Raw genomic sequence first — 18,309 nt, 5'->3', positions numbered from 1 at the left:
GCGCGGGGGATGCGACTCTTCGCGCCTGTCAGTGAAGCCTCGTTGACAGGGGTTCGCAAGGGTTCTTTACTAACTCCGTCGCAACTGGCGCAGGATCCCGGATCGCGCCGCGGCACCCATACGGAGGAGAGAGCTGTGGCCTGGAAGAACGTGGTCGGGAAGTACGCATCAGTGCGGCGCCGGGCGGTCGCCCTCGGCGCCCTGAGCGTCGCGGGCGTGCTCCTGCTCACCTCCTGCACGACCAGCGACGGCGGGCCGGACGGGACGCGCGAGGAGGGCCGGACACTCACCGTCTGGAGCATGGACGGCGACTACTCGCCCGAGACCCTCGCCGCCGTCGAGGAGCGCTTCACGAAGGCCACCGGCGCGGAGGTCGACGTGCAGGTGCAGACCTGGGAGGGGATCGCCACCAAGGTCTCGACGGCGCTCGCGACCGACTCCCCGCCGGACGTCCTCGACATCGGCAACACCCAGGTCGCCGGCTACGCCGCGAACGGCGGGCTGCTCGACCTGACCGAGCACCGGGACGAGCTCGCGCAGGGGCAGACCTGGCTCGACGGCCTCGTCGACCCGGCGACGTTCGACGGGCACCTCTTCGCCGTCCCCGGCTTCGCGGGCGCGCGGGCCGTCGTCTACAGCAAGAAGCTCTGGGCCGAGGCGGGCGTGATGACCCTCCCCACCAGCTACCAGGAGCTCACCGCCGCGCTCGACAAGGTGAAGGCCGCGCACACCGGCACCCCCGACTTCTCGGCCTTCTACCTCCCGGGGCAGTACTGGTACGCGGGGCTGCAGTTCGTCTGGGACGCGGGCGGCCGGATCGCGATGCAGGACGGCGACACCTGGTGGTCCGCGCTCAGCTCGAGGGCCTCGCGGTCCGGTCTCGAGGCGTTCAAGGAGTTCCAGAACGCCTACTCCAGCGCCTCCTCGGCGACGCTGAACACCCTCGACCCCGACCAGAACCAGATCTTCGCCGACGGCAAGACCTCCGCGATCCTGACCACCGGCGTCGCCGGCGTCCTGAAGGCGAACCCGGAGCTGTCGGAGGACGAGCTCGGGACCTTCCCGATGCCGGGCGTCGACGGCGGCACGCAGCCGGTGGTGCTCGGCGGCTCGAACTGGGCGGTCGCCGCCAAGTCGCGGAACGCCGACCTCGCCCGGCAGTGGATCGCCGTCGCCACGAGCCCCGAGGTGCAGCGCGACTTCGTCCACGGCGTGGACGGCTGGATCCCGAACAGCCGGGAGGGGATCGAGGCGGCGCAGTCCGACCTGAGCGAGATCGAGCGCGCGTTCTTCACCGCCGCGCTGACCTCGGAGTCCGTGCCGGCCAACCCGAAGTGGGCCGCGATCGAGAGCAACCGGGAGATCGAGTCGCTGTTCTCCTCGATCGCCTCGGGCGCGAAGAGCGTGCAGGAGGCGTCGGAGGAGTTCGACGCCGCCGCCGACGACACGCTCAACGGCCACTAGGCCGACTGGGCGATCGCGCGATGTCCACCGCCCCGGCCGCCGCCCCCGCCACCGCCCCGCCCCGACCGGCGGCGGCGGCCCGCCGCGCCCGGCGCCGCTCCTCGCTCGCCCCGCTGCTGCTGCTCTCCCCGGCCGGGCTGGTGCTCGCGGGCGTGACGATCGCTCCGATCGTCTTGCTCGTCCTCACCTCCTTCACCGACTACGACCAGCGCAGCCTGTTCACCGGTGCCTACGACGTGGTCGGGCTCGCGCAGTACGCCGACATCCTCGGCGACCCGGAGTTCTGGCTCGCGCTGGTGCGCACCCTCGTCTTCACGAGCGCTCTCGTCGCGGGCAGCGTGCTGATCGGCGCGGGGATGTCGCATCTGCTGACCCGGCTGCCGGCGGCCCTGCGCCTCCTCACGACCGTGGTGCTGATCCTCGCGTGGGCGATGCCGAACGTCGCCTCCTCGCTGATCTGGCGCTGGCTGTTCCAGCCGCAGTACGGCGTCGTCAACTGGCTGCTCACCCGGACGGGGCTGGTCGGCGATCTGACCAGCACGAACTGGGCCGCCGACCCGCGGCTCGCCTGGGTCTGCATCTGGCTCCTCGTCGTCTGGCAGGCGGTGCCCTTCCTCGCCCTCACCCTGCACGCCGCCGAGACGCAGGTGCCGATCGAGCGCAAGGAGGCCGCGCGGCTGGACGGCGCCTCCGAGCTCGCGGTCTACCGGGTCGTCGTGCTCCCTGCACTCCGGCCGACCCTGCTGCTCGTGACGATGCTCTCGGTGATCTGGGACTTCAACGTCTTCAACCAGATCTGGCTCGTCTCGGCCGGCGGGCCCGACGGCGCCACGTCCACGCTCGGTGTCTTCACCTTCACGACGGCGTTCTCGGGCGGCGCCCGGATCGGCACCGGCTCCGCCATCGCCGTGGCGTCGACGCTGATCCTGCTCGCCCTGAGCGCCGTCTACATTCGCACCCTCGTCCGCTCCGGAGAGGAGCTCTGACCGTGACCTCGACCTCGACCTCCATCCGGCGCCGGCTGCGGCGCTACCCGTGGATCAGCTCGGCGATCGCGGTGCTGTTCTGCCTGCTCTGGCTCTTCCCCGTCTACTGGATGGTCAACACGGCCTTCAAACCGCAGTCCGAGATGCTCAGCTCCACCCCGCACTTCCTCCCCGAGTCGCCGACCCTGGACAACTTCGTCCGGGCGCTCACCCAGGGCGACTTCCTGCGCTATCTGCAGAACTCGGTCGTGGTGGTGGGCGCGGCGGTCGCCTTCGCGATGGTGCTCGGGCTGTTCGCGGCGGCGGCGCTGGCGCGGTTCCGCTTCCGGGGCCGGCGGGCGATCCTGGTCCTGCTCCTCGTCGTGCAGATGCTCCCGGCGACGGCGCTGCTCCTGCCGCAGTTCCTGCTCCTGAACGCGGTCGACCTGATCGGGACCTCCACGGGTCTCGCCCTCGCCTACGTGGCGGGCGTGCTGCCGTTCTCGATCTGGGTGATGCGCGGGTTCTTCCTCGCCCTCCCCGTCGAGCTCGACGAGGCGGCGCGCCTGGACGGCGCCTCGACCTGGCAGCTGCTCACCCGCGTCCTCTTCCCGCTGGTGATGCCCGGGATCGTCTCGAGCAGCGTCTTCGCCTTCATCGCCGGCTGGAACGACTACATCGTCGCCTACACGTTCCTGAAGGATCAGGCCCGCTACACGCTCCCGGTCTGGCTCGCGTCCTTCAGCACCGCGTCGGGCGGGCAGGTGGGGACGGACTACGGCGGGCAGATGGCCGGGGCCGTGCTCTTCTCGCTCCCGGTGGTCGTGTTCTTCCTGATCATCCAGCGTAATCTCGTGTCCGGGATGTCGGCCGGCGCCGTCAAGGGCTGAGCCGGTCACGGGCTGAGATGAAGGACCATGGGCCAGCTGCGCGTCACCGAGAAGGCACTGCCGTCGCACAACCGCAGGCACAACCGCTCGCTCGTCCTCCAGCGCCTCTTCCACGACGGTGAGATGAGCAGGGCGGATCTCGCCCGGATCAGCGGGCTCACCGCGGTCACGATCTCCGATCTGATCGGCGAGCTGCACTCGGAGGGGCTGCTGCTCGACCTCGGTCCCCGCGTCGACGCCCGGGTGGGCAAGCCCGCACTGGTGATCGCCTTCGACCACGGGGCGCGGAGCATCGTCGGCCTCGACCTCTCGGCGGAGGCCGAGTGCACCGGAGCCCTCGTCAGCCTGCGCGGCGAGATCCGGGAGCACCGCCGGCTCGCCCGCGACGGCGCGTCCGGGGCGGACGCGGTCGAGCTCGCCCTCGGCCTCGCGGCCGAGCTGATCGCCTCGTCCCAGGCGCCGGTCCTCGGGATCGGGATCGGCTCACCGGGGGTCGTCGACCACGGCGGAGTCGTGCGCGAGGCCCCCAACCTCGGCTGGCGGGGCCTCGATCTGCGGCGCGTCTTCGCCGAGCGGTTCGGCCTGCCCGTGCACGTCGCGAACGACGCCAACACGGCCGCCCTGGCCGTGCACACCTTCCACCGCGGCGGGGGAGCGAACCTGCTGCTCGTGCTGCTCGGCGACGGCGTCGGGGCCGGACTGATCATCGGCGGCTCCCTCGTCGAGGGCGATCAGTTCACCGGCGGCGAGATCGGCCACGTCGTCATCGACGAGGACGGTGAGCAGTGCTCGTGCGGGCGGCGGGGCTGCCTCGAGTCCGCGGTGTCCGTCGCGCACCTCGGCCCGCGGCTCGCGGCGGCCTCGGCTCCGGAGCAGGAGCGGCTGCTGCGCCGGGCCGGCCGGTCGCTCGGGATCGCGCTGGCGCCGATCGTCGCCGTGCTCGGGATCGACGCGGTCGTCCTCGCCGGTCCGGAGCGCTTCGTCGAGGGGGCCCTGCTCGAGGAGGCGCGCGCGACCATCGCCCGACGCACCCTGCCGGCCGTCACCCGCGAGCTGCGGATGGAGTCCCACACCGACCCGGGCGAGCTCGTCCTGCAGGGCGCCGCGGCGCTCGTCCTCAGCCACGAGCTCGGCATCTCCTAGCGGCCGGCCCGCCGGTCCTCGAACGTCGTCGCACTAGGCGCCGAGGACGACGACGTCCTCCGATTCCTCAGAAGTCGTCGTACTCGAGCGCCGAGTACGACAACTTTCGGAGAGTGGCGGAGGGTCGCCGGTGCGGTGCGCGGGTCAGTCGCGGGCGCGGCGGGTCTGCTTCGCGTTCGCGCGCTGCAGGGCGTCGACGAGCTCGGCCTTGGTCATGCGCGAGCGGCCGGAGACGTCGAGGCGCTTCGCGAGGTCGAGCAGGTGCGCCTTGGTGGCGTTCGCGTCGACTCCGCCGGCCGTGTCGCCGTCGCCGTCGGGGCCGCGCTGGGCGGCGCGGTCGTCGGAGGGGCCGCTCTCGGCCTTGCGCTCCCAGTGGTCGCCGACCTTCTCGTACTCGTGCTTCAGCGCGGCGAACGCGGTGCGGTGCGCGCGCTCACCCTCGCCGTAGCTGTCGACGGCCGAGTCGTGCGCGGCCGACCACAGCTTCTGCGCGTGCTCGTCCGACCGCTCGATCGTCGACGGGATCTCCTCTTTCGCGGGCATGCTGCCTCCCTCTCGTCCCTTCGACGCTACCCCCGCCGTCCCCCTCCGTGAGATGCCACTTGTGCACGCCTTTCACGGCGTGTCGCGTACCCAAGTGGCATCTCGCGGGAGGAAGCAAGAGGGTCAGCCGAGGAGGCGGTCCTGGACGAAGGCGCTGGCGAAGCGGTCGGTGGGGTCCCAGGCGGAGCGGAGGGTGCGCCACTCGTCGAGGTGCGGGTAGAGCGGGGCGATGTCGGCGGCGGTCGCGAGGAAGTGCTTGCCCCAGTGCGGGCGAGCGCCGAGCGGGAGCAGCGCGCCCTCGACCGCGGGCAGCACGGCGTCGACGCCGGCGCGGTCCTTCTTGAAGGTGAAGTGGATGCCGACGCTGTCGCGACCGGAGGCGGGGGAGAGCCACTGGTCGTCGCCGGCCATGGTGCGCAGCTCGGTGATCAGCAGGACCTCGTCGATCCGCTCGCCGATCGCGCGCAGGGCGACGAGGGCCTCGCGGATGTTCTCGCGCGGCACCATGTACTCGCTCTGGATCTCGTCGCCGGCGCTGGGCTCGCGGTCGAGGCGGAAGTGCGGCAGGCGCTCCGACCACGGGCCGACGGAGCCGCCGAACGGGTTGAGGTTCGAGTCGACGCCCTCCGAGACGGCGAACAGCGAGGCGGAGGCGGCGACCGCACCGAGGTGCGTCGCGTCGACGTCGGCGACCGAGCCCTGCTCGACCTTGGTCTTCAGCCAGAGCTGCTCGACGGTGGGGCTCGACCAGTGCGTCATCAGGCTCACGCTGTAGGCGGAGGAGGTGATCGCGTCGAAGTCGTCGAGCACGCGGTCCCAGGGCAGGTCGACGAAGGCGTCCTGGCGGACGTCGAAGGTCGGCTGGATGTCGAGGGTCACCCGGGTGACGACGCCGAAGGCGCCGAGGCCGACGACGACGCCCTCGAAGCCGGGCTCGCCGCGCCGGATCGTGCGCAGTGAGCCGTCGGCCGTGACCAGCTCGAGCGCCGAGACGGCGGAGGAGAGGTTGGCGTTGCGGTCGCCCGAGCCGTGAGTGCCGGTCGAGATGGCGCCGGCCACCGAGATGTGCGGGAGCGAGCCCATGTTGTGCAGGGCGTAGCCGTTGCTGTGCAGGTGCGAGGCGACGATGCCGTAGCGGGTGGCGCCGCCGACGGTGACGGTGCTCGCATCGGCGTCGATCACCGGGTCGGGGGCGATGCGGCCGAGGTGCAGCAGTGCCCCCGCGGTGTCGGGGAGGGCGTTGAAGGAGTGGCGGGTGCCGAGCGCGCGGACCCGCTCGTTCTCGCGGACGAGGTTCTGCACCTCGTCGATCGACTCCGGCTCGAGGATGTCGGCGGCGCGGTACTCGTAGGTGCCCGCCCAGTTGCTCCGTTGCGTCATGTCCCCATTCTGCCGGGCTCGCCGCCGGTTTGTTGCCAGGTGCAACGAATCCGCGGCGAGCCCTCGGTGGCGAGCGTCCAGCGAGCGTGCAGTGGCGCTCAGTACTCGATGCGACCGTGGCGGTCGTGGAACTCGCCGGTCGGGCCGTCCGGGCCGAGCAGGGCGAGCGCGACGGTCGCGTCGGTGCCCTCGGTGACGGTCTGGTGCCCGCCGTGGCCGTTGAAGTCGGTCGCGGTGTAGCCGGGGTCGCTCGCGTTGATCCGGAACTCGGGCAGGTTCTTCGCGTACTGCACGGTCAGGGTGATCACCGCGGCCTTCGAGGCGGCGTAGGGGATCGCGGGCACGCCGAACTCGTCGCGGCCCGGAGTGACCAGGGCGCGCGGCCAGCCGACTCCGGAGGAGACGTTGACGATCACGGGCGCGGCCGAGCGGCGCAGCAGCGGCAGCGCGGCCTGGGTCACGCGGACGATGCCGACGACGTTCGTCTCGAGGACGCTCGCCATCGCCTCCGCCGAGAGGTCGTCGACGCCGAAGGAGGTGCCGAGGATCCCGGCGTTGTTGACCAGGACGTCGAGGGCGGGCAGCGAGGCGAGGGCCGCGTCGACGCTCGCCTGGTCGGTCACGTCGAGCTGGACGACCTGGGCGCCGAGCGCCCGGGCGGCGTCGCCGTTCGCCGGGTCGCGCATGCCGGCGTACACGGTGTGGCCGGCCTCGATCAGGCGGCGGGCGGTCTCGAGGCCGAGGCTCTTGTTGGCCCCGGTGATCAGTGTCGTTGTCATGGCTCCATGCTCCGCCCCGGCGCCTCCTCCGCCCAGGCCCCGGTCGACGGGAGGATCAGCAGTACCAGGACCGCCTCGCCCCCGCGGGGGATCATGGTGGGCATGAGCGAATTCGCGGACGTCCTCCGCTCCTGGCGCGAGCGCGTGACGCCCGCCGAGGTGGGCCTGCCCGCCGGACCGAGCCGCCGGACCGCGGGCCTGCGCCGCGAGGAGCTCGCCGCGCTGGCCGGCGTGAGCGTCGACTACATCGTGCGGCTGGAGCAGGGCCGGGCCGTGCACCCGTCGGCGCAGCTGCTCGGCGCGCTGGCCTGCGCGCTGCGGGTGACGGAGGCGGAGCGCGACCACCTCTACCGGGTCGCGGGGGTCGCGCCGCCGACCGCGACGCAGGTGCCGCAGCACATCACTCCGGGCGTGCAGCGGATCGTCGACCGCTGCGGCGACGTGCCGCTGGCCGTCTTCAGTGCGGCGCACGACATCCTGCTGTGGAACCCGCTCTGGGCGGCGCTGAACGGCGACCCCTCGCGGCACACGGGCCTGGACCGCAACCTGGTCTGGCGCTACTTCACCCAGGGGCACGAGGGCACCGAGTTCGACGACCAGCACGCCGAGGACTTCGCCAACGATCTGGCGGCGGATCTGCGCGCGGCGGTGGGCCGCTACCCCGACGACGCGGCGCTCGCGCACCTGGTGGCGCGGCTGCGGGCGACGTCGCCCGACTTCGAGCGCCGCTGGGCCGTGGCCCGGGTCGCCGAGCACCGCTCCAGCCGGAAGACCGTCACCTCGACGCCGGTCGGGCCGATCACCATCGACTGCGATGTGCTCGCCGTGCCGGGCGGCGATCTGCGGATCGTGATCTACACGGCGACGCCCGGCTCGACCGATCAGACGCGGCTCGATCTGCTCCGGGTCACGGGGCTGCAGGAGCTCGTGGCGCACTGACCGGCCCGGCCGACCGGTCTGCAGGGGTGCTGGCGCCGAGCCGGTGCCGGCGCTCGATCGCCTGGCCCGCGTAGCCCGCGGCGACGATCAGCGCGGCGCCGACCGCCCCGAGCGGGCCGATCGCCTCGCCCGCGACGACGACGCCGACGAGCAGCGCCCAGACCGGCTCGGTGCCCATCAGGATGCTGGCGCGCGCCGCTGAGGTCCGCCGGACCGCCCAGAGCTGGACGACGAAGGCGAAGACCGAGCAGAGCAGCCCGAGGAAGAGGACGCCGGCCCAGCCGCCGGCGTCGAGCGCGCGGGCGGCGGCGGGCAGGTCCGGCCCGGCGAGGAGCGAGAAGACGGTGGCGCAGACGACCAGCTGCACGAGGACCACGCCGAGCGAGCCCTCCGTGCGCCCGCGGACGAGCCGGGCGCTGGCCGTGACGTGCACGGCGCGCACCACGGCCGCCGCGAGCACGAGCGCGTCGCCCCAGGTCGGGGTGCGCAGACCGCCGTCCGAGACGAGCAGGGCGACTCCGACCACGGCCGCGACGGCGGTGACGAAGAAGGAGCGCGGCAGCCAGGAGCGCGAGGCGAGGCCCTCCAGCGCGGGGGTCAGCACCAGGGCGAGGCTGATCAGCAGGCCCGCGTTCGTGGCCGAGGTGAGGTGGACGCCCCAGGTCTCGAGCCCGATGATCGCGGCCTGCGAGGCGCCGAGGAGGGCGGCGACGGCCAGCCCGCGACCGCGGGGGAGGTGCTCCCGGCGGGCGAGGCAGAGCAGGGCGAGCGCGGCGGCGGCGGTGAGGAAGCGCAGCGCGACGGTCGACGGGACGCCGATGTCGGCGGCGACGTCCTTCGCGGCGACGAAGCTCGCGCCCCAGACGGCGGCGACGGCGAGCAGCAGCAGGTCGACGGCGAGGTCGGGGCGGGAGCGGAGGGGCACGGGGACAGCGTCGCAGGGCGGAGGCGGAAGAGCGAGCGGCTGCTCCTTCACCGACGATGAAGCGGTTACTTCCCGGTTAGGCTCGCGCCCATGGATCCCGCCCGCCTCCGCCTGCTGCGCGAACTCGGCGATCGGGGGAGCGTGGCCGCCGTCGCCGCCGCGCTCGGGGTGAGCCCCTCCGCGGTCTCGCAGCAGCTCGCCGCGCTGCAGGCGGGCGTCCCGGTGCCGCTGACGGTGAAGGAGGGGCGGCGGCTCGTGCTCACCGAGGCCGGCGAGGCGCTCGCGGTCGCGGGGACGCGGGTGGAGGCGGCGCTCGCCGAGGCGGAGGACACGATCGGCTCGTTCCTCCGGCACGACGATCGTGCGGTGCGGGTGTCGGCGTTCCACAGCGCGGGGCTCGCCTTCTTCGGCCCGCTGCTCGCGGCGCTCGCCGACGGCCCGCGGGTGGCGCTCGCCGATGCGGACGTCGCGCAGAGCCGCTTCGCCGGGCTCACCGCCGACCACGACCTCGTCGTCGCGCACCGGCTGCCGCAGGATCCGGAGTGGCCGCGGGCCCGGCTGGTCGTCACCCCGCTCCTCGTCGAGCCGCTCGACATCGCGCTGCCGGCCGCGCATCCGCTCGCCGCGCAGTCGAGCATCCGGCCCGAGCAGCTCGCCGACGAGCAGTGGGTCTCGACGCACGAGGGCTTCCCCCTCACGGGCGTGCTCGAGCACCTCGGCGCGCTGATCGGCCGCGCGCCGCGGGTCGCGCACCGGATCAATGAGTTCTCCGTCGCCGCGCAGGTCGTCCGCTCCGGCGCCGCGATCGCGATCCTGCCCCGGATCACGGCGGCGCCGCTCGCCGTCGACGGCATGGTCCTCCGCCCCCTCGAGGGCACCGGCCTCGTCCGCCACGTCGACGTCCTGGCTCGCCCGGACGCGCTGGCGCGCACCGCGGTCCGCACCGTGCTGGCGGCGCTGCGCCGCGTCGCCGCCGGCTGACGAATCCACGTCCGGCGCCGGCGGATCTCGATACGCCCGCTCCGCGGGCTACTCGATCAGCATGAAGGGGCTGCCCGTCGTGCAGGCTGCTCGATCAGCATGGCCGGGCTGCCCTTGCATGCTGGTCGAGTAGCCCCGCAGGGGCGTATCGAGACCCGCCGTGGCCAGCAGGGCTGGTCGGCGGACGCTGGTCTCAGCGAGGGTGATACGCCCTGTGCGGGCTACTCGGTCAGCAGAGAGGCGCTCGAACGGTGGGGAGCGCTCGGGCGCTGCAGAACATCAGCTGAGAAGGGGTGGCCTCCGCTGTCAGGGGAGGGACCCTGCTGTCAGCTGATGTTGTGCGCACCCCCTGCTGGTCGAGGAGCCCCGGAGGGGCGTATCGAGACCCGGCGTCGTCAGCGGGGTGGTCTGCAGGCTGCTCGTCTGGAGCTGGGGCATCTCGATACGCCCGCTTCGCGGGCTACTCGATCAGCATGAGAGAGAGGGCGGCTCTCCTCTCAAGGACCCTCCGCGGGAAGTGGAGGATTAGCCGGTGAACGGCGTCGAAGACTCCGCGATGCGTGGAGGGGGCGGCCGGGATGCGAGGCTGGAAACCTGACTGCAACACGGTTTGTCCGTGCATCGGGGAGTCGGGGCCGTCGCGGCGCGGAAATCCTCCGTGCGACGACGCGGTGGAGTGCCCGGCTGCGGTCGACTGGGTCAGCGCCGCCCCCTCGGCGCGTGCCTTCCCCCGGGTCCGCCCCATCGGGTCCGCCCCACCCCCCCCCAGCCCTCGACGCCCCTTGGAGCCCGCATGCCCCGCACCGCCCCGTCCCGGTCCCGCCTCCGCTCCGTGCTCGGCGTCCTCGCCGTCGCCGTCGTGGCCGGCACCACGCTCGCCGCCTGCTCCAACGGCTCCGACGCCGCCGAGTCCGGTGACGCCGGCTCGTTCGGCGAGGCCACGATGCAGCTCTCCTGGGTCCCCCACGTCGAGTTCGCTGGCGAGTACCTCGCCGACGCGAACGGCTACTTCGCCGACGCGGGCTTCGACTCCGTCACCCTCACCCCCGGCGGCACCGGCGCGACCGGCGCCGAGACCGCCATCGCGAGCGGCTCCGCCTTCGCCGGCGTCTCCTCGCCGCTGATCACCGGCCCCGCGGTCTCCGAGGGCGCCGAGATGAAGATCGTCGGCGCGACCTACCAGAAGAACCCCTTCGCGATCGTCTCGCTGACCGACGCCCCGATCGAGACCCCCGAGGACATGGTCGGCAAGACCATCGGCGTCAGCGACAGCAACGACCTGGTCTGGCGCGCCTTCCTCGCCGCGAACGAGATCGACGAGGACGACGTCACCCGCGTGCCGCTCACCGACTCCACGCTGCTCACCACCGGCCAGGTCGACGGCTACATCGGCTACGCGACCGCCGGCGCGAACACGCTCAACCAGCGCGGCTTCTCGGCGCAGCAGTTCCTGCTCGCGGACACCGGCCTGCCGATGGTCGGCGAGACCATCGTCGTGGCGCAGGAGAGCATCGACGACGACCGCGAGAAGGTCAAGGCGCTGCTCTACGCGGTCGCCCGCGGCTGGCAGGACGCCGTCGCCGACCCGGACGCGACCGCCGCGACCGTCGTCGCCGACTACGCCGCCGACCAGAACTACAAGGTCGAGGAGCAGGCGCAGGTCATGGTCACCCAGACCGAGCTGATCAGCACCCCCGACACCGACGCGAACGGCCTGCTCACCATCACGCCGCAGCTGCAGGACGAGTCGGTCGCCTCGCTCGCCCTCACCGGCATCGAGCTCGACGCCGACGAGCTCTTCGACACCACGCTGATCGACGAGGTCTACGAGGAGCACCCGGAGCTGCTCGAGGGCTGAGCCTCGACCCGGCCGGGCCCTGAGACGGTCCCGGCCACGACCACCACGGACCGCGCGGAGAGGACGAGCAGTTGACCGAGCAAGCGACCACCATCCAGGACGAGGGCATCCGCCTGTCGGGCCTGAGCAAGCGCTTCGACCTGGGCAGCCGCTCGGTGCAGGCCCTCGCCGAGGTCGACCTCGTCACTCCGCGCGGCTCCTTCCTCTCGCTGCTCGGCCCCTCCGGCTGCGGCAAGTCGACGATCCTGCGGATGCTGGCCGGGCTGGAGAAGCCGACCACCGGCTCCGTCTCGATCCACGGCACGCCCGTGCTCGGCACGAAGCGCTCGGCCGAGCTCGGCATCGCCTTCCAGGACTCGGCGCTGCTGCCCTGGCGCTCGGTGCGCTCGAACGTCCGGCTGCCGCTGGAGCTGACCCGGCAGGCGGCGAAGCGCGACAGCATCCCGGACCTGCTCGACCTCGTCGGGCTGACCGGGTTCGAGGACGCCTACCCCTCGCAGCTCTCCGGCGGCATGCGCCAGCGCGCCTCGATCGCCCGCGCGCTGGTCGTCCAGCCCGATCTGCTGCTGCTCGACGAGCCGTTCGGCGCCCTGGACGACATGACCCGGCAGCGGCTCAACCTGGAGCTGCAGCGGATCTGGACCGCGCGTCCCGCGACCACGCTGATGGTCACCCACGGCATCGCCGAGGCGATCCTGCTCTCGGACACGGTCGCCGTGATGTCGCCGCGGCCCGGCCGGATCGTCGAGGTGATCGACATCGACCTGCCGCGCCCGCGCACGGTCGAGATGCTGCGCAGCCCCGAGTTCCACGCGATCGAGGACCGCATCACCGACATCCTCTTCTCGCAGCACGGCGTCGCGATGGAGGACGAGGCGTGACGCCCTGGATCCGCACCAACTGGCGCGTCTTCGCCGGGCTCGCCGTCTTCGTGGCGGTCTGGTGGATCCTCGCCGACACCGTCTACCGCGAGAGCCGCGCCGTGCCGAGCCCCGGCGCGATCATCGCCGCGTTCGTCCGCGACGGGCCGCTCTTCTACCTCCGCAACGTCGGCGACACGGTGCTCGCCGCCGGCCAGGGCTACCTCTGGGGCAATCTCGCGGCCCTGGCGCTGGCCGCCGTCGCGCTGCTGCTCCCGTGGACCCACCGCGTGATCGAGCAGATCGGCGTGATCAGCCACTGCCTGCCGCTGACCGCGGTCGGCCCGGTCATCCTGGTGATCTTCGGCGGCCGCACCACCTCGATCTTCCTCGCGGCGCTGCTCGTCTTCTTCACCACGCTGATCGGCGCGCTGCTCGGCGTCCGCTCGGCCCCGCGCACCGCGCTCGACCTCGTCTCCGCCTACCGCGGCGGACGCTGGGCGAAGATCGTCAAGGTGCAGGCCATCGCGGCCGTGCCCGCGACGATCACCGCGCTGCAGGTCGGCGTGCCGGCGGCCATCCTCGGCGCCGTGCTCGGCGAGTACCTCGGCGGAGTGACCACCGGCCTCGGCGTCGCCCTCGCGGTCGCGCAGCGGCAGATGGACGTCGAGCGGGCCTGGGCCTTCGCCGTCACCAGCGGACTGGTCACGATCATCGGCTACGCGCTGATCGCCGCGCTCGGCCGCTGGCTGATGCCGCTGGTCGTCGGTCGCCCGCGCGCGAACCGCCGCCGCGCCCGCGTCGAGGTCGCCCGCAGCACGGGGGGCGTCGTATGAGCACCGCCACCCGCACCCCGTCCTCCTCGTCGCGCGCCGCCCGCCGGCCGAGCGACCTCACCGGCCGGATGGTGCTGCGCATCGTCCGCGGCGAGCTCGTGCCGCTCGCCGTCGCCGCGGTCCTCGCGCTCGCGTTCTGGTACGCCTTCCTCGCGATCACCGACATCTCGCCGCTGCTCGGCAAGACGCCGACCGACGTCGCCGAGTACCTCTTCGTCGAGGCCGACGCCGCGGAGAACCGCGCGATCGTCTTCGGCAACCTCGGCGTGACGGCCGTCGACGCACTTGTCGGCTACGTCGCGGGCCTGCTGGTCGCCCTCGCGATCGCGGTGCTGTTCGTGCTGATCCGCTCGCTCGAGGCGACGGTGATGCCGATCGCGATGCTGCTGAAGTCGATGCCGCTGATCGTGGTGACGCCGCTGGTGACCCTGGCGATCGGCAACGGGATCGGCGCCGTCGCCACCGTCGGCGCGATCGCGGTGTTCTTCCCCGCGCTGGTCACGGTCGGCTTCGGCCTCCGCTCGCTCTCGCGCGAGTCCTTCGAGCTGGTCTCGGTCTACGGCGGCTCGCCGCTGGACGTGCTGCTCAAGGTGGCGCTGCCGACCGCGGTGCCGGCGATCTTCGCGGCCGCCAAGGTCGCGGTGCCCTCCGCGCTGAGCGGCGCGATGCTGGCCGAGTGGCTGGCGACGGGGCAGGGGCTCGGCGGTGCGGTGCAGCGCGCCTCCGCCGGGTTCCGCTACGACGAGCTGTGGGCGTCGCTCGCGGTGATCACTGCACTGGGAGTCGTCGCCTACGCGGTCGTCGCGATCGGCGAGAGACTGGCAGCCGTCCGCTTCGGCGGACAGAACTGAGGACGGACATGAGCACCACCACGAGCATCACCGGCGCCGTCTGGGACGGCACCCGCGCCCTCGGCACGGCGACCCTGGCCTGGAGCGGCGACGCGATCGCCTCCGTCGAGCCGGCCGACGGCCCGAGCGGTGAACGCGGATCGGACGAACTCTCGATCATCCCCGGCCTCGTCGACACCCACGTGCACCTCGGCGCCTACTCCGGCGCGGGCACGGCCGACTTCGCCTCCTGGCCGCTGGTCACCCCGCGCGAGGAGCGCGTCTTCCACATCGCGAACAACGCGCGGAAGGCCGCGCGGGCGGGCGTGACCACCCTGCGCGACCTCGGCGCGGACGAGCTGCAGATGACCGTGGCGCGGATGTTCGAGCAGGGCATCGCGGAGGGCCCGCGGATCGTCACGCACGGCGCGGTCGGCATGACCGCCGGCCACGGCGACCTCTTCGTGCCGCCGCACTACCCGCACCGCGACCGCGTCGCCGACAGCCCCGACGAATGCCGCCGCCTGGTGCGCACCTGGGCGCGGGCCGGCGCGGACGGCATCAAGATCTACACCAGCGGTGGCGTGCTCTCGATGGGCGACAAGGTCGGCTGGCGGAACCAGACCGACGAGGAGATCGCCGCCACCATCGACGAGGCGCACGCGCTCGGGATGCCTGTCGCGGCGCACACCCACTCGGAGGTCGGCCTGGACCGGGCGCTCGCGCTCGGCGTCGACTCGATCGAGCACGGCACCGCGATCGGGCCGCAGCACTGGGCCACGCTCGTCGAGCGGAACCTGCCCGTCGCGCCGACCCTCTTCATCAACGACGTGATCGCGGCCGGCCGGGCGCCGTCGTCGCCGGAGGCGTCGCTCAAGGCGCAGGACGTGGTCGCCGTGCGCGACGCGGGCTTCCTCGCCGCGGGCGAGGCGGGCGTCCGCTTCGTGCTCGGCACCGACGCGAACGGCGTCTACGTGGACTGGGGCGAGCAGCTCGACGAGGTGCGGCGGATGCGCGAGTCGTTCGGCTGGAGCTCCGAGCGCGCGCTGATCTCCGCGACCTCGGACGCCGCGGCCGTCGTCGGACTCGGCGCGAAGGTCGGCCGGCTCGCGCCCGGTTTCGGCGCGGACTTCGTCGTGCTGCGCGGCCGCCCGTGGGAGAGCATCGACGACCTGCGCGCCGAGAGCATCGTCGCCGTCGTCTCGCGCGGCCGCGTCGTCTCGGGGGAGCTGCCGCGATGACCGCCACCGCGACCCGCCGCTTCGTGACCGCGGAGGCACTCGGCGCCCCCCGCGGCGCGTACAGCCACGCCGTCGAGGCGCACGGCGTCGTCTACGGCTCGGCGATCGGGCCGTTCGCGCCCGGTGACGGCTCGGTGCCGGAGGGCACGGTCCCGGAGGGGATCACCGCGCAGACCGCCGCGGCCCTCGACAACATCGAGCGGCTGCTCGCCACGGAGTTCGGCCTGGGCCTCGGCGACGTGGTGCGCGTCACGATGATCCTCAGCGACTTCGAGCGCGACTTCGCCGCCGCCTCCGAGGTCTACGGAGCGCGGTTCGCCGTCGATCCGCCGGCCCGCACCGTCATCGGCGCGGTGCTGCCGGGACCGCTCGTGGCGCTGGACTTCATCGCGGCGCGTCCCTGATCCTGCTCTCCGCTCTCCACCGCCCGCACCACCGCCGGCACCGACGAAAGGCTCCCGTGACCTCCGACTCCTTCCTCCTCGGTCTGCCCAAGGTCGAGCTGCACGTGCACCTGGAGGGGGCGCTCGAGCCCGAGCTGCGCGCGCAGCTGGCCGAGCGCAACGGCCTGCCCGTGCCCGAGGCGCTCGCCTACGACTTCGACTCGCTCGCCTCGTTCCTCGCCGTCTACTACCCGGCGATGGACGTGCTGCGCGAGGAGCAGGACTTCTACGACCTCGCGACCGCCTACTTCCGCCGGGCCGCGGCGGACGGGGTGGTCCGCGTCGAGGCGTTCTTCGATCCGCAGGCGCACACCTCGCGCGGAGTGCCGTTCGAGGCGGTGATCGGCGGCTACCACCGCGCCGCGCAGGACGCCGCGCAGCTGGGCGTGGACGCCGCGCTGATCCTCTGCTTCCTCCGCGACCTGTCGGCCGAGAGCGCGGCGGAGACACTCGAGCGCGCGCTGCCGTTCGCCGACCGGCTGATCGGCGTGGGCCTGGACTCGGACGAGCGCGGCAACCCGCCGGCGAAGTTCCGCGAGGTGTTCGCGCGGGCCCGCGAGGCCGGGCTGAAGCTGACGATGCACTGCGACGTCGACCAGCCCAACGGCGTCGAGCACCTGCGCCAGGTGCTCGAGGAGATCGGCGTGGACCGGATCGACCACGGCACGAACATCGTCGAGGCGCCCGAGCTGATCGACGTCCTGGTCGACCGCGGCCTCGCGCTGACCTGCTGCCCGCTCTCGAACTCCTTCGTCTCGAGCGACTCGAAGGCGCCCGAGATGCGCGCGCTGCTCGAGCGCGGCGTGCGGGTGACGGTCAACTCCGACGACCCGGCCTACTTCGGCGGCTACATCGCCGACAACTACGCGGCGCTCGCCGACGCGGGCTTCACCCGCGACGAGCTGGTGCAGCTGGCGCGCAACTCGGTACAGGGGTCCTGGGCGTCCGAGGTGTCGAAGGCGGAGCTGCTCGCGCGGATCGACGCGTACGCGGGCTGACCCGCCTGCGGAGCCGCCCGAGTGGACCCGGGGCGGGGCCTGACCCGGTCGTGGTGCCTCGTTCGGGTCCGGTCGCGCGCTCGCAGCCCTTCGAGCGGACGCGGACCGGGGTCTGCGGCGGTAGCGGAGCCCGTTGCGCGTCCATTCGCGCCTGGCGCGCGCTCCGTCCGCTCAGTGCTGGTGCTCGTCCTCCCAGCGGGGGAACGGGTCGGCGAGGGTGCGCCAGAGGTCCGGGCCGGCGAGGAGCTCGCGCGGCGTGAGCAGGCAGCCGTGCAGGACGCGGGTGAGCTCGTCGACGTCGAGGTCGCGGCCGAGGAAGACGAGCTCCTGGCCGACGGGTGCGTCGGTGCTCCAGCTGCGGATCGCCGTGGGGTCGAGGCTCAGGACGTCGCCGGCAATGGACCAGCTCGCGACCCGATCGGCGCGGCTGGCGAGGCGGACCAGGCCGCGCGAGCGGAGGATCCGGCCGACGCGGTGCGCGACGAAGTCCGCGGCGACCGCTGCATTCAGGCGGCCGGGGTGGAACGGCAGGGGATCGCGGAAGACGAACGCGGTCACCGATCCCGCGTCGCTCGGGACGCCGCGGAGGGCCCGCTGCCAGCCGAGGTCCGAGGCGAGGCGGTGCGCGCGCTGCGGGACGAGGACGGCGCGGCGCTGCCGGTAGCGGTCGAGGTCGCGCTCGGTGAGGATCTCCGCCCCGGGCGAGAGCACCCGCAGCAGGTCGACGGCGGGCGAGGCTCCCGCGCCGTCGCCGTCGGTCAGGATGATGAGGCCGGCGAACTCGAGGCGCGCCGCGAGCCGCTCGGCGCGGTCCCATTGCGGCGGCTCCTGCTCCCACCCCTGCTCCGCGGCCTCGCCGAGCAGCACCCGGGTCACCTCGTCGACCGAGGTGACGGCGACGACGTCGAGGACGCCGATCCGGGTGTCGCCGGGGTGCCGCCGGACGCAGAGGTGCTCGAGGACGAGGGCGACCTCCATCGGGTCGGCGACCGGATCGAGCGAGATCACGGTGATGCTGCTCTCGCCGTCGTCCGCCTGGCGGGCCAGCTCGGCGGCCAGCTCCGCCGCGAACTCCGCGCTGTCCGAGTCCGGGAGGTCGACGGCGAAGCTCTCGATGGCCGTGGTGCCGCCGGAGAGCTGCCGCGCGATCCGGGCGCTGTCGTCCGCGTCGGTCGCGCTCACCAGTGTGACGGCGAGGACGGGTGGTCGGGGGAGTTGGCTCGGAGTCTCCATG

General features: G+C 73.1%; 18 protein-coding genes. 13 read left to right on the top strand and 5 right to left on the bottom strand.

Annotated features, from left to right (window positions below):
* The first annotated feature begins 135 nt into the window (after positions 1 to 135).
* The 4 genes from MT353_RS08440 to MT353_RS08425 are packed head-to-tail and all read left to right on the top strand — an operon-like array spanning position 136 to position 4,462.
* On the top strand, positions 136 to 1,464 hold the full coding sequence (locus tag MT353_RS08440) for an extracellular solute-binding protein (RefSeq protein ID WP_243624137.1): 1,329 nt from the start codon (positions 136 to 138) through the stop codon (positions 1,462 to 1,464).
* 20 nt (positions 1,465 to 1,484) lie between these two features.
* The gene (locus MT353_RS08435) at positions 1,485 to 2,450 is read left to right on the top strand and encodes a carbohydrate ABC transporter permease (RefSeq protein ID WP_243624136.1); all 966 of its coding nucleotides are present in this window, start codon (positions 1,485 to 1,487) and stop codon (positions 2,448 to 2,450) included.
* Positions 2,451 to 2,452: 2 nt separating this feature from the next.
* The gene (locus MT353_RS08430; protein WP_243624135.1) at positions 2,453 to 3,319 is read left to right on the top strand and encodes a carbohydrate ABC transporter permease; all 867 of its coding nucleotides are present in this window, start codon (positions 2,453 to 2,455) and stop codon (positions 3,317 to 3,319) included.
* Positions 3,320 to 3,346: 27 nt separating this feature from the next.
* A complete protein-coding gene (locus MT353_RS08425; RefSeq protein ID WP_243624134.1) occupies positions 3,347 to 4,462 on the top strand; it encodes an ROK family transcriptional regulator in 1,116 nt (371 codons plus the stop codon).
* 144 nt (positions 4,463 to 4,606) lie between these two features.
* Here MT353_RS08425 and MT353_RS08420 read toward each other — a convergent pair whose 3' ends face one another.
* From MT353_RS08420 to MT353_RS08410, 3 genes are all read right to left on the bottom strand, one after another.
* Positions 4,607 to 5,005, bottom strand: a complete 399-nt coding sequence (locus tag MT353_RS08420; RefSeq protein WP_123706382.1) for a ChaB family protein — start codon at positions 5,003 to 5,005, stop codon at positions 4,607 to 4,609.
* Between the two features lie 123 nt (positions 5,006 to 5,128).
* Positions 5,129 to 6,385, bottom strand: coding sequence for a D-arabinono-1,4-lactone oxidase (locus MT353_RS08415; RefSeq protein ID WP_243624133.1), 1,257 nt, complete (start codon positions 6,383 to 6,385; stop codon positions 5,129 to 5,131).
* A gap of 98 nt (positions 6,386 to 6,483) precedes the next feature.
* Positions 6,484 to 7,164 carry an SDR family NAD(P)-dependent oxidoreductase gene (locus MT353_RS08410; RefSeq protein ID WP_243624132.1) on the bottom strand — a complete coding sequence of 227 codons (681 nt, stop codon included), beginning with the start codon at positions 7,162 to 7,164 and terminating at the stop codon, positions 6,484 to 6,486.
* 102 nt (positions 7,165 to 7,266) lie between these two features.
* On the opposite strand from MT353_RS08410, the gene MT353_RS08405 reads away from it, so the two are divergent.
* The gene (locus MT353_RS08405) at positions 7,267 to 8,103 is read left to right on the top strand and encodes a helix-turn-helix transcriptional regulator (RefSeq protein ID WP_123706385.1); all 837 of its coding nucleotides are present in this window, start codon (positions 7,267 to 7,269) and stop codon (positions 8,101 to 8,103) included.
* On the opposite strand, the gene MT353_RS08400 is transcribed toward MT353_RS08405, so the two are convergent.
* The gene (locus MT353_RS08400) at positions 8,072 to 9,028 is read right to left on the bottom strand and encodes a DMT family transporter (protein ID WP_243624131.1); all 957 of its coding nucleotides are present in this window, start codon (positions 9,026 to 9,028) and stop codon (positions 8,072 to 8,074) included. The genes MT353_RS08405 and MT353_RS08400 overlap by 32 nt on opposite strands.
* 90 nt (positions 9,029 to 9,118) lie before the next feature.
* Here MT353_RS08400 and MT353_RS08395 point away from each other — a divergent pair, with 90 nt between their 5' ends.
* The 8 genes from MT353_RS08395 (at position 9,119) to add (ending at position 17,075) form a co-directional block, all read left to right on the top strand.
* Positions 9,119 to 10,009: a LysR family transcriptional regulator gene (locus MT353_RS08395; protein WP_243624130.1), complete on the top strand. Its 891-nt coding sequence runs from the start codon at positions 9,119 to 9,121 to the stop codon at positions 10,007 to 10,009.
* A gap of 793 nt (positions 10,010 to 10,802) precedes the next feature.
* Complete coding sequence (locus MT353_RS08390; RefSeq protein ID WP_243624128.1) at positions 10,803 to 11,867, top strand: ABC transporter substrate-binding protein; 1,065 nt, start codon at positions 10,803 to 10,805, stop codon at positions 11,865 to 11,867.
* Positions 11,868 to 11,938: 71 nt separating this feature from the next.
* Positions 11,939 to 12,748 carry an ABC transporter ATP-binding protein gene (locus MT353_RS08385; RefSeq protein ID WP_123446992.1) on the top strand — a complete coding sequence of 270 codons (810 nt, stop codon included), beginning with the start codon at positions 11,939 to 11,941 and terminating at the stop codon, positions 12,746 to 12,748.
* Positions 12,745 to 13,563, top strand: a complete 819-nt coding sequence (locus tag MT353_RS08380) for an ABC transporter permease (protein ID WP_243600661.1) — start codon at positions 12,745 to 12,747, stop codon at positions 13,561 to 13,563. Before MT353_RS08385 ends, MT353_RS08380 begins: the two co-directional genes overlap by 4 nt.
* Positions 13,560 to 14,414 (top strand): ABC transporter permease, encoded by an 855-nt coding sequence (locus MT353_RS08375; RefSeq protein ID WP_127887688.1) that lies wholly within the window; start codon positions 13,560 to 13,562, stop codon positions 14,412 to 14,414. The genes MT353_RS08380 and MT353_RS08375 overlap by 4 nt, the downstream gene beginning before the upstream one ends.
* A gap of 8 nt (positions 14,415 to 14,422) precedes the next feature.
* Complete coding sequence (locus MT353_RS08370; RefSeq protein ID WP_243624127.1) at positions 14,423 to 15,634, top strand: amidohydrolase family protein; 1,212 nt, start codon at positions 14,423 to 14,425, stop codon at positions 15,632 to 15,634.
* On the top strand, positions 15,631 to 16,038 hold the full coding sequence (locus MT353_RS08365) for a RidA family protein (RefSeq protein WP_132436743.1): 408 nt from the start codon (positions 15,631 to 15,633) through the stop codon (positions 16,036 to 16,038). The genes MT353_RS08370 and MT353_RS08365 overlap by 4 nt, the downstream gene beginning before the upstream one ends.
* A 56-nt stretch (positions 16,039 to 16,094) precedes the next feature.
* On the top strand, positions 16,095 to 17,075 hold the full coding sequence (gene add, locus MT353_RS08360) for an adenosine deaminase (protein WP_243624126.1): 981 nt from the start codon (positions 16,095 to 16,097) through the stop codon (positions 17,073 to 17,075).
* Positions 17,076 to 17,246: 171 nt separating this feature from the next.
* On the opposite strand, the gene MT353_RS08355 is transcribed toward add, so the two are convergent.
* Complete coding sequence (locus tag MT353_RS08355; protein ID WP_243624125.1) at positions 17,247 to 18,308, bottom strand: GTP-binding protein; 1,062 nt, start codon at positions 18,306 to 18,308, stop codon at positions 17,247 to 17,249.
* Between the last annotated feature and the right edge of the window lies 1 nt (position 18,309).

This window comes from Rathayibacter sp. VKM Ac-2927, from assembly GCF_022815525.1.
In the GTDB taxonomy this organism is placed as follows: domain Bacteria; phylum Actinomycetota; class Actinomycetes; order Actinomycetales; family Microbacteriaceae; genus Rathayibacter; species Rathayibacter festucae.
The sequence above is the reverse complement of the archived record's forward strand: the minus strand, read 5'-3'. Positions and strand labels throughout refer to the sequence as shown.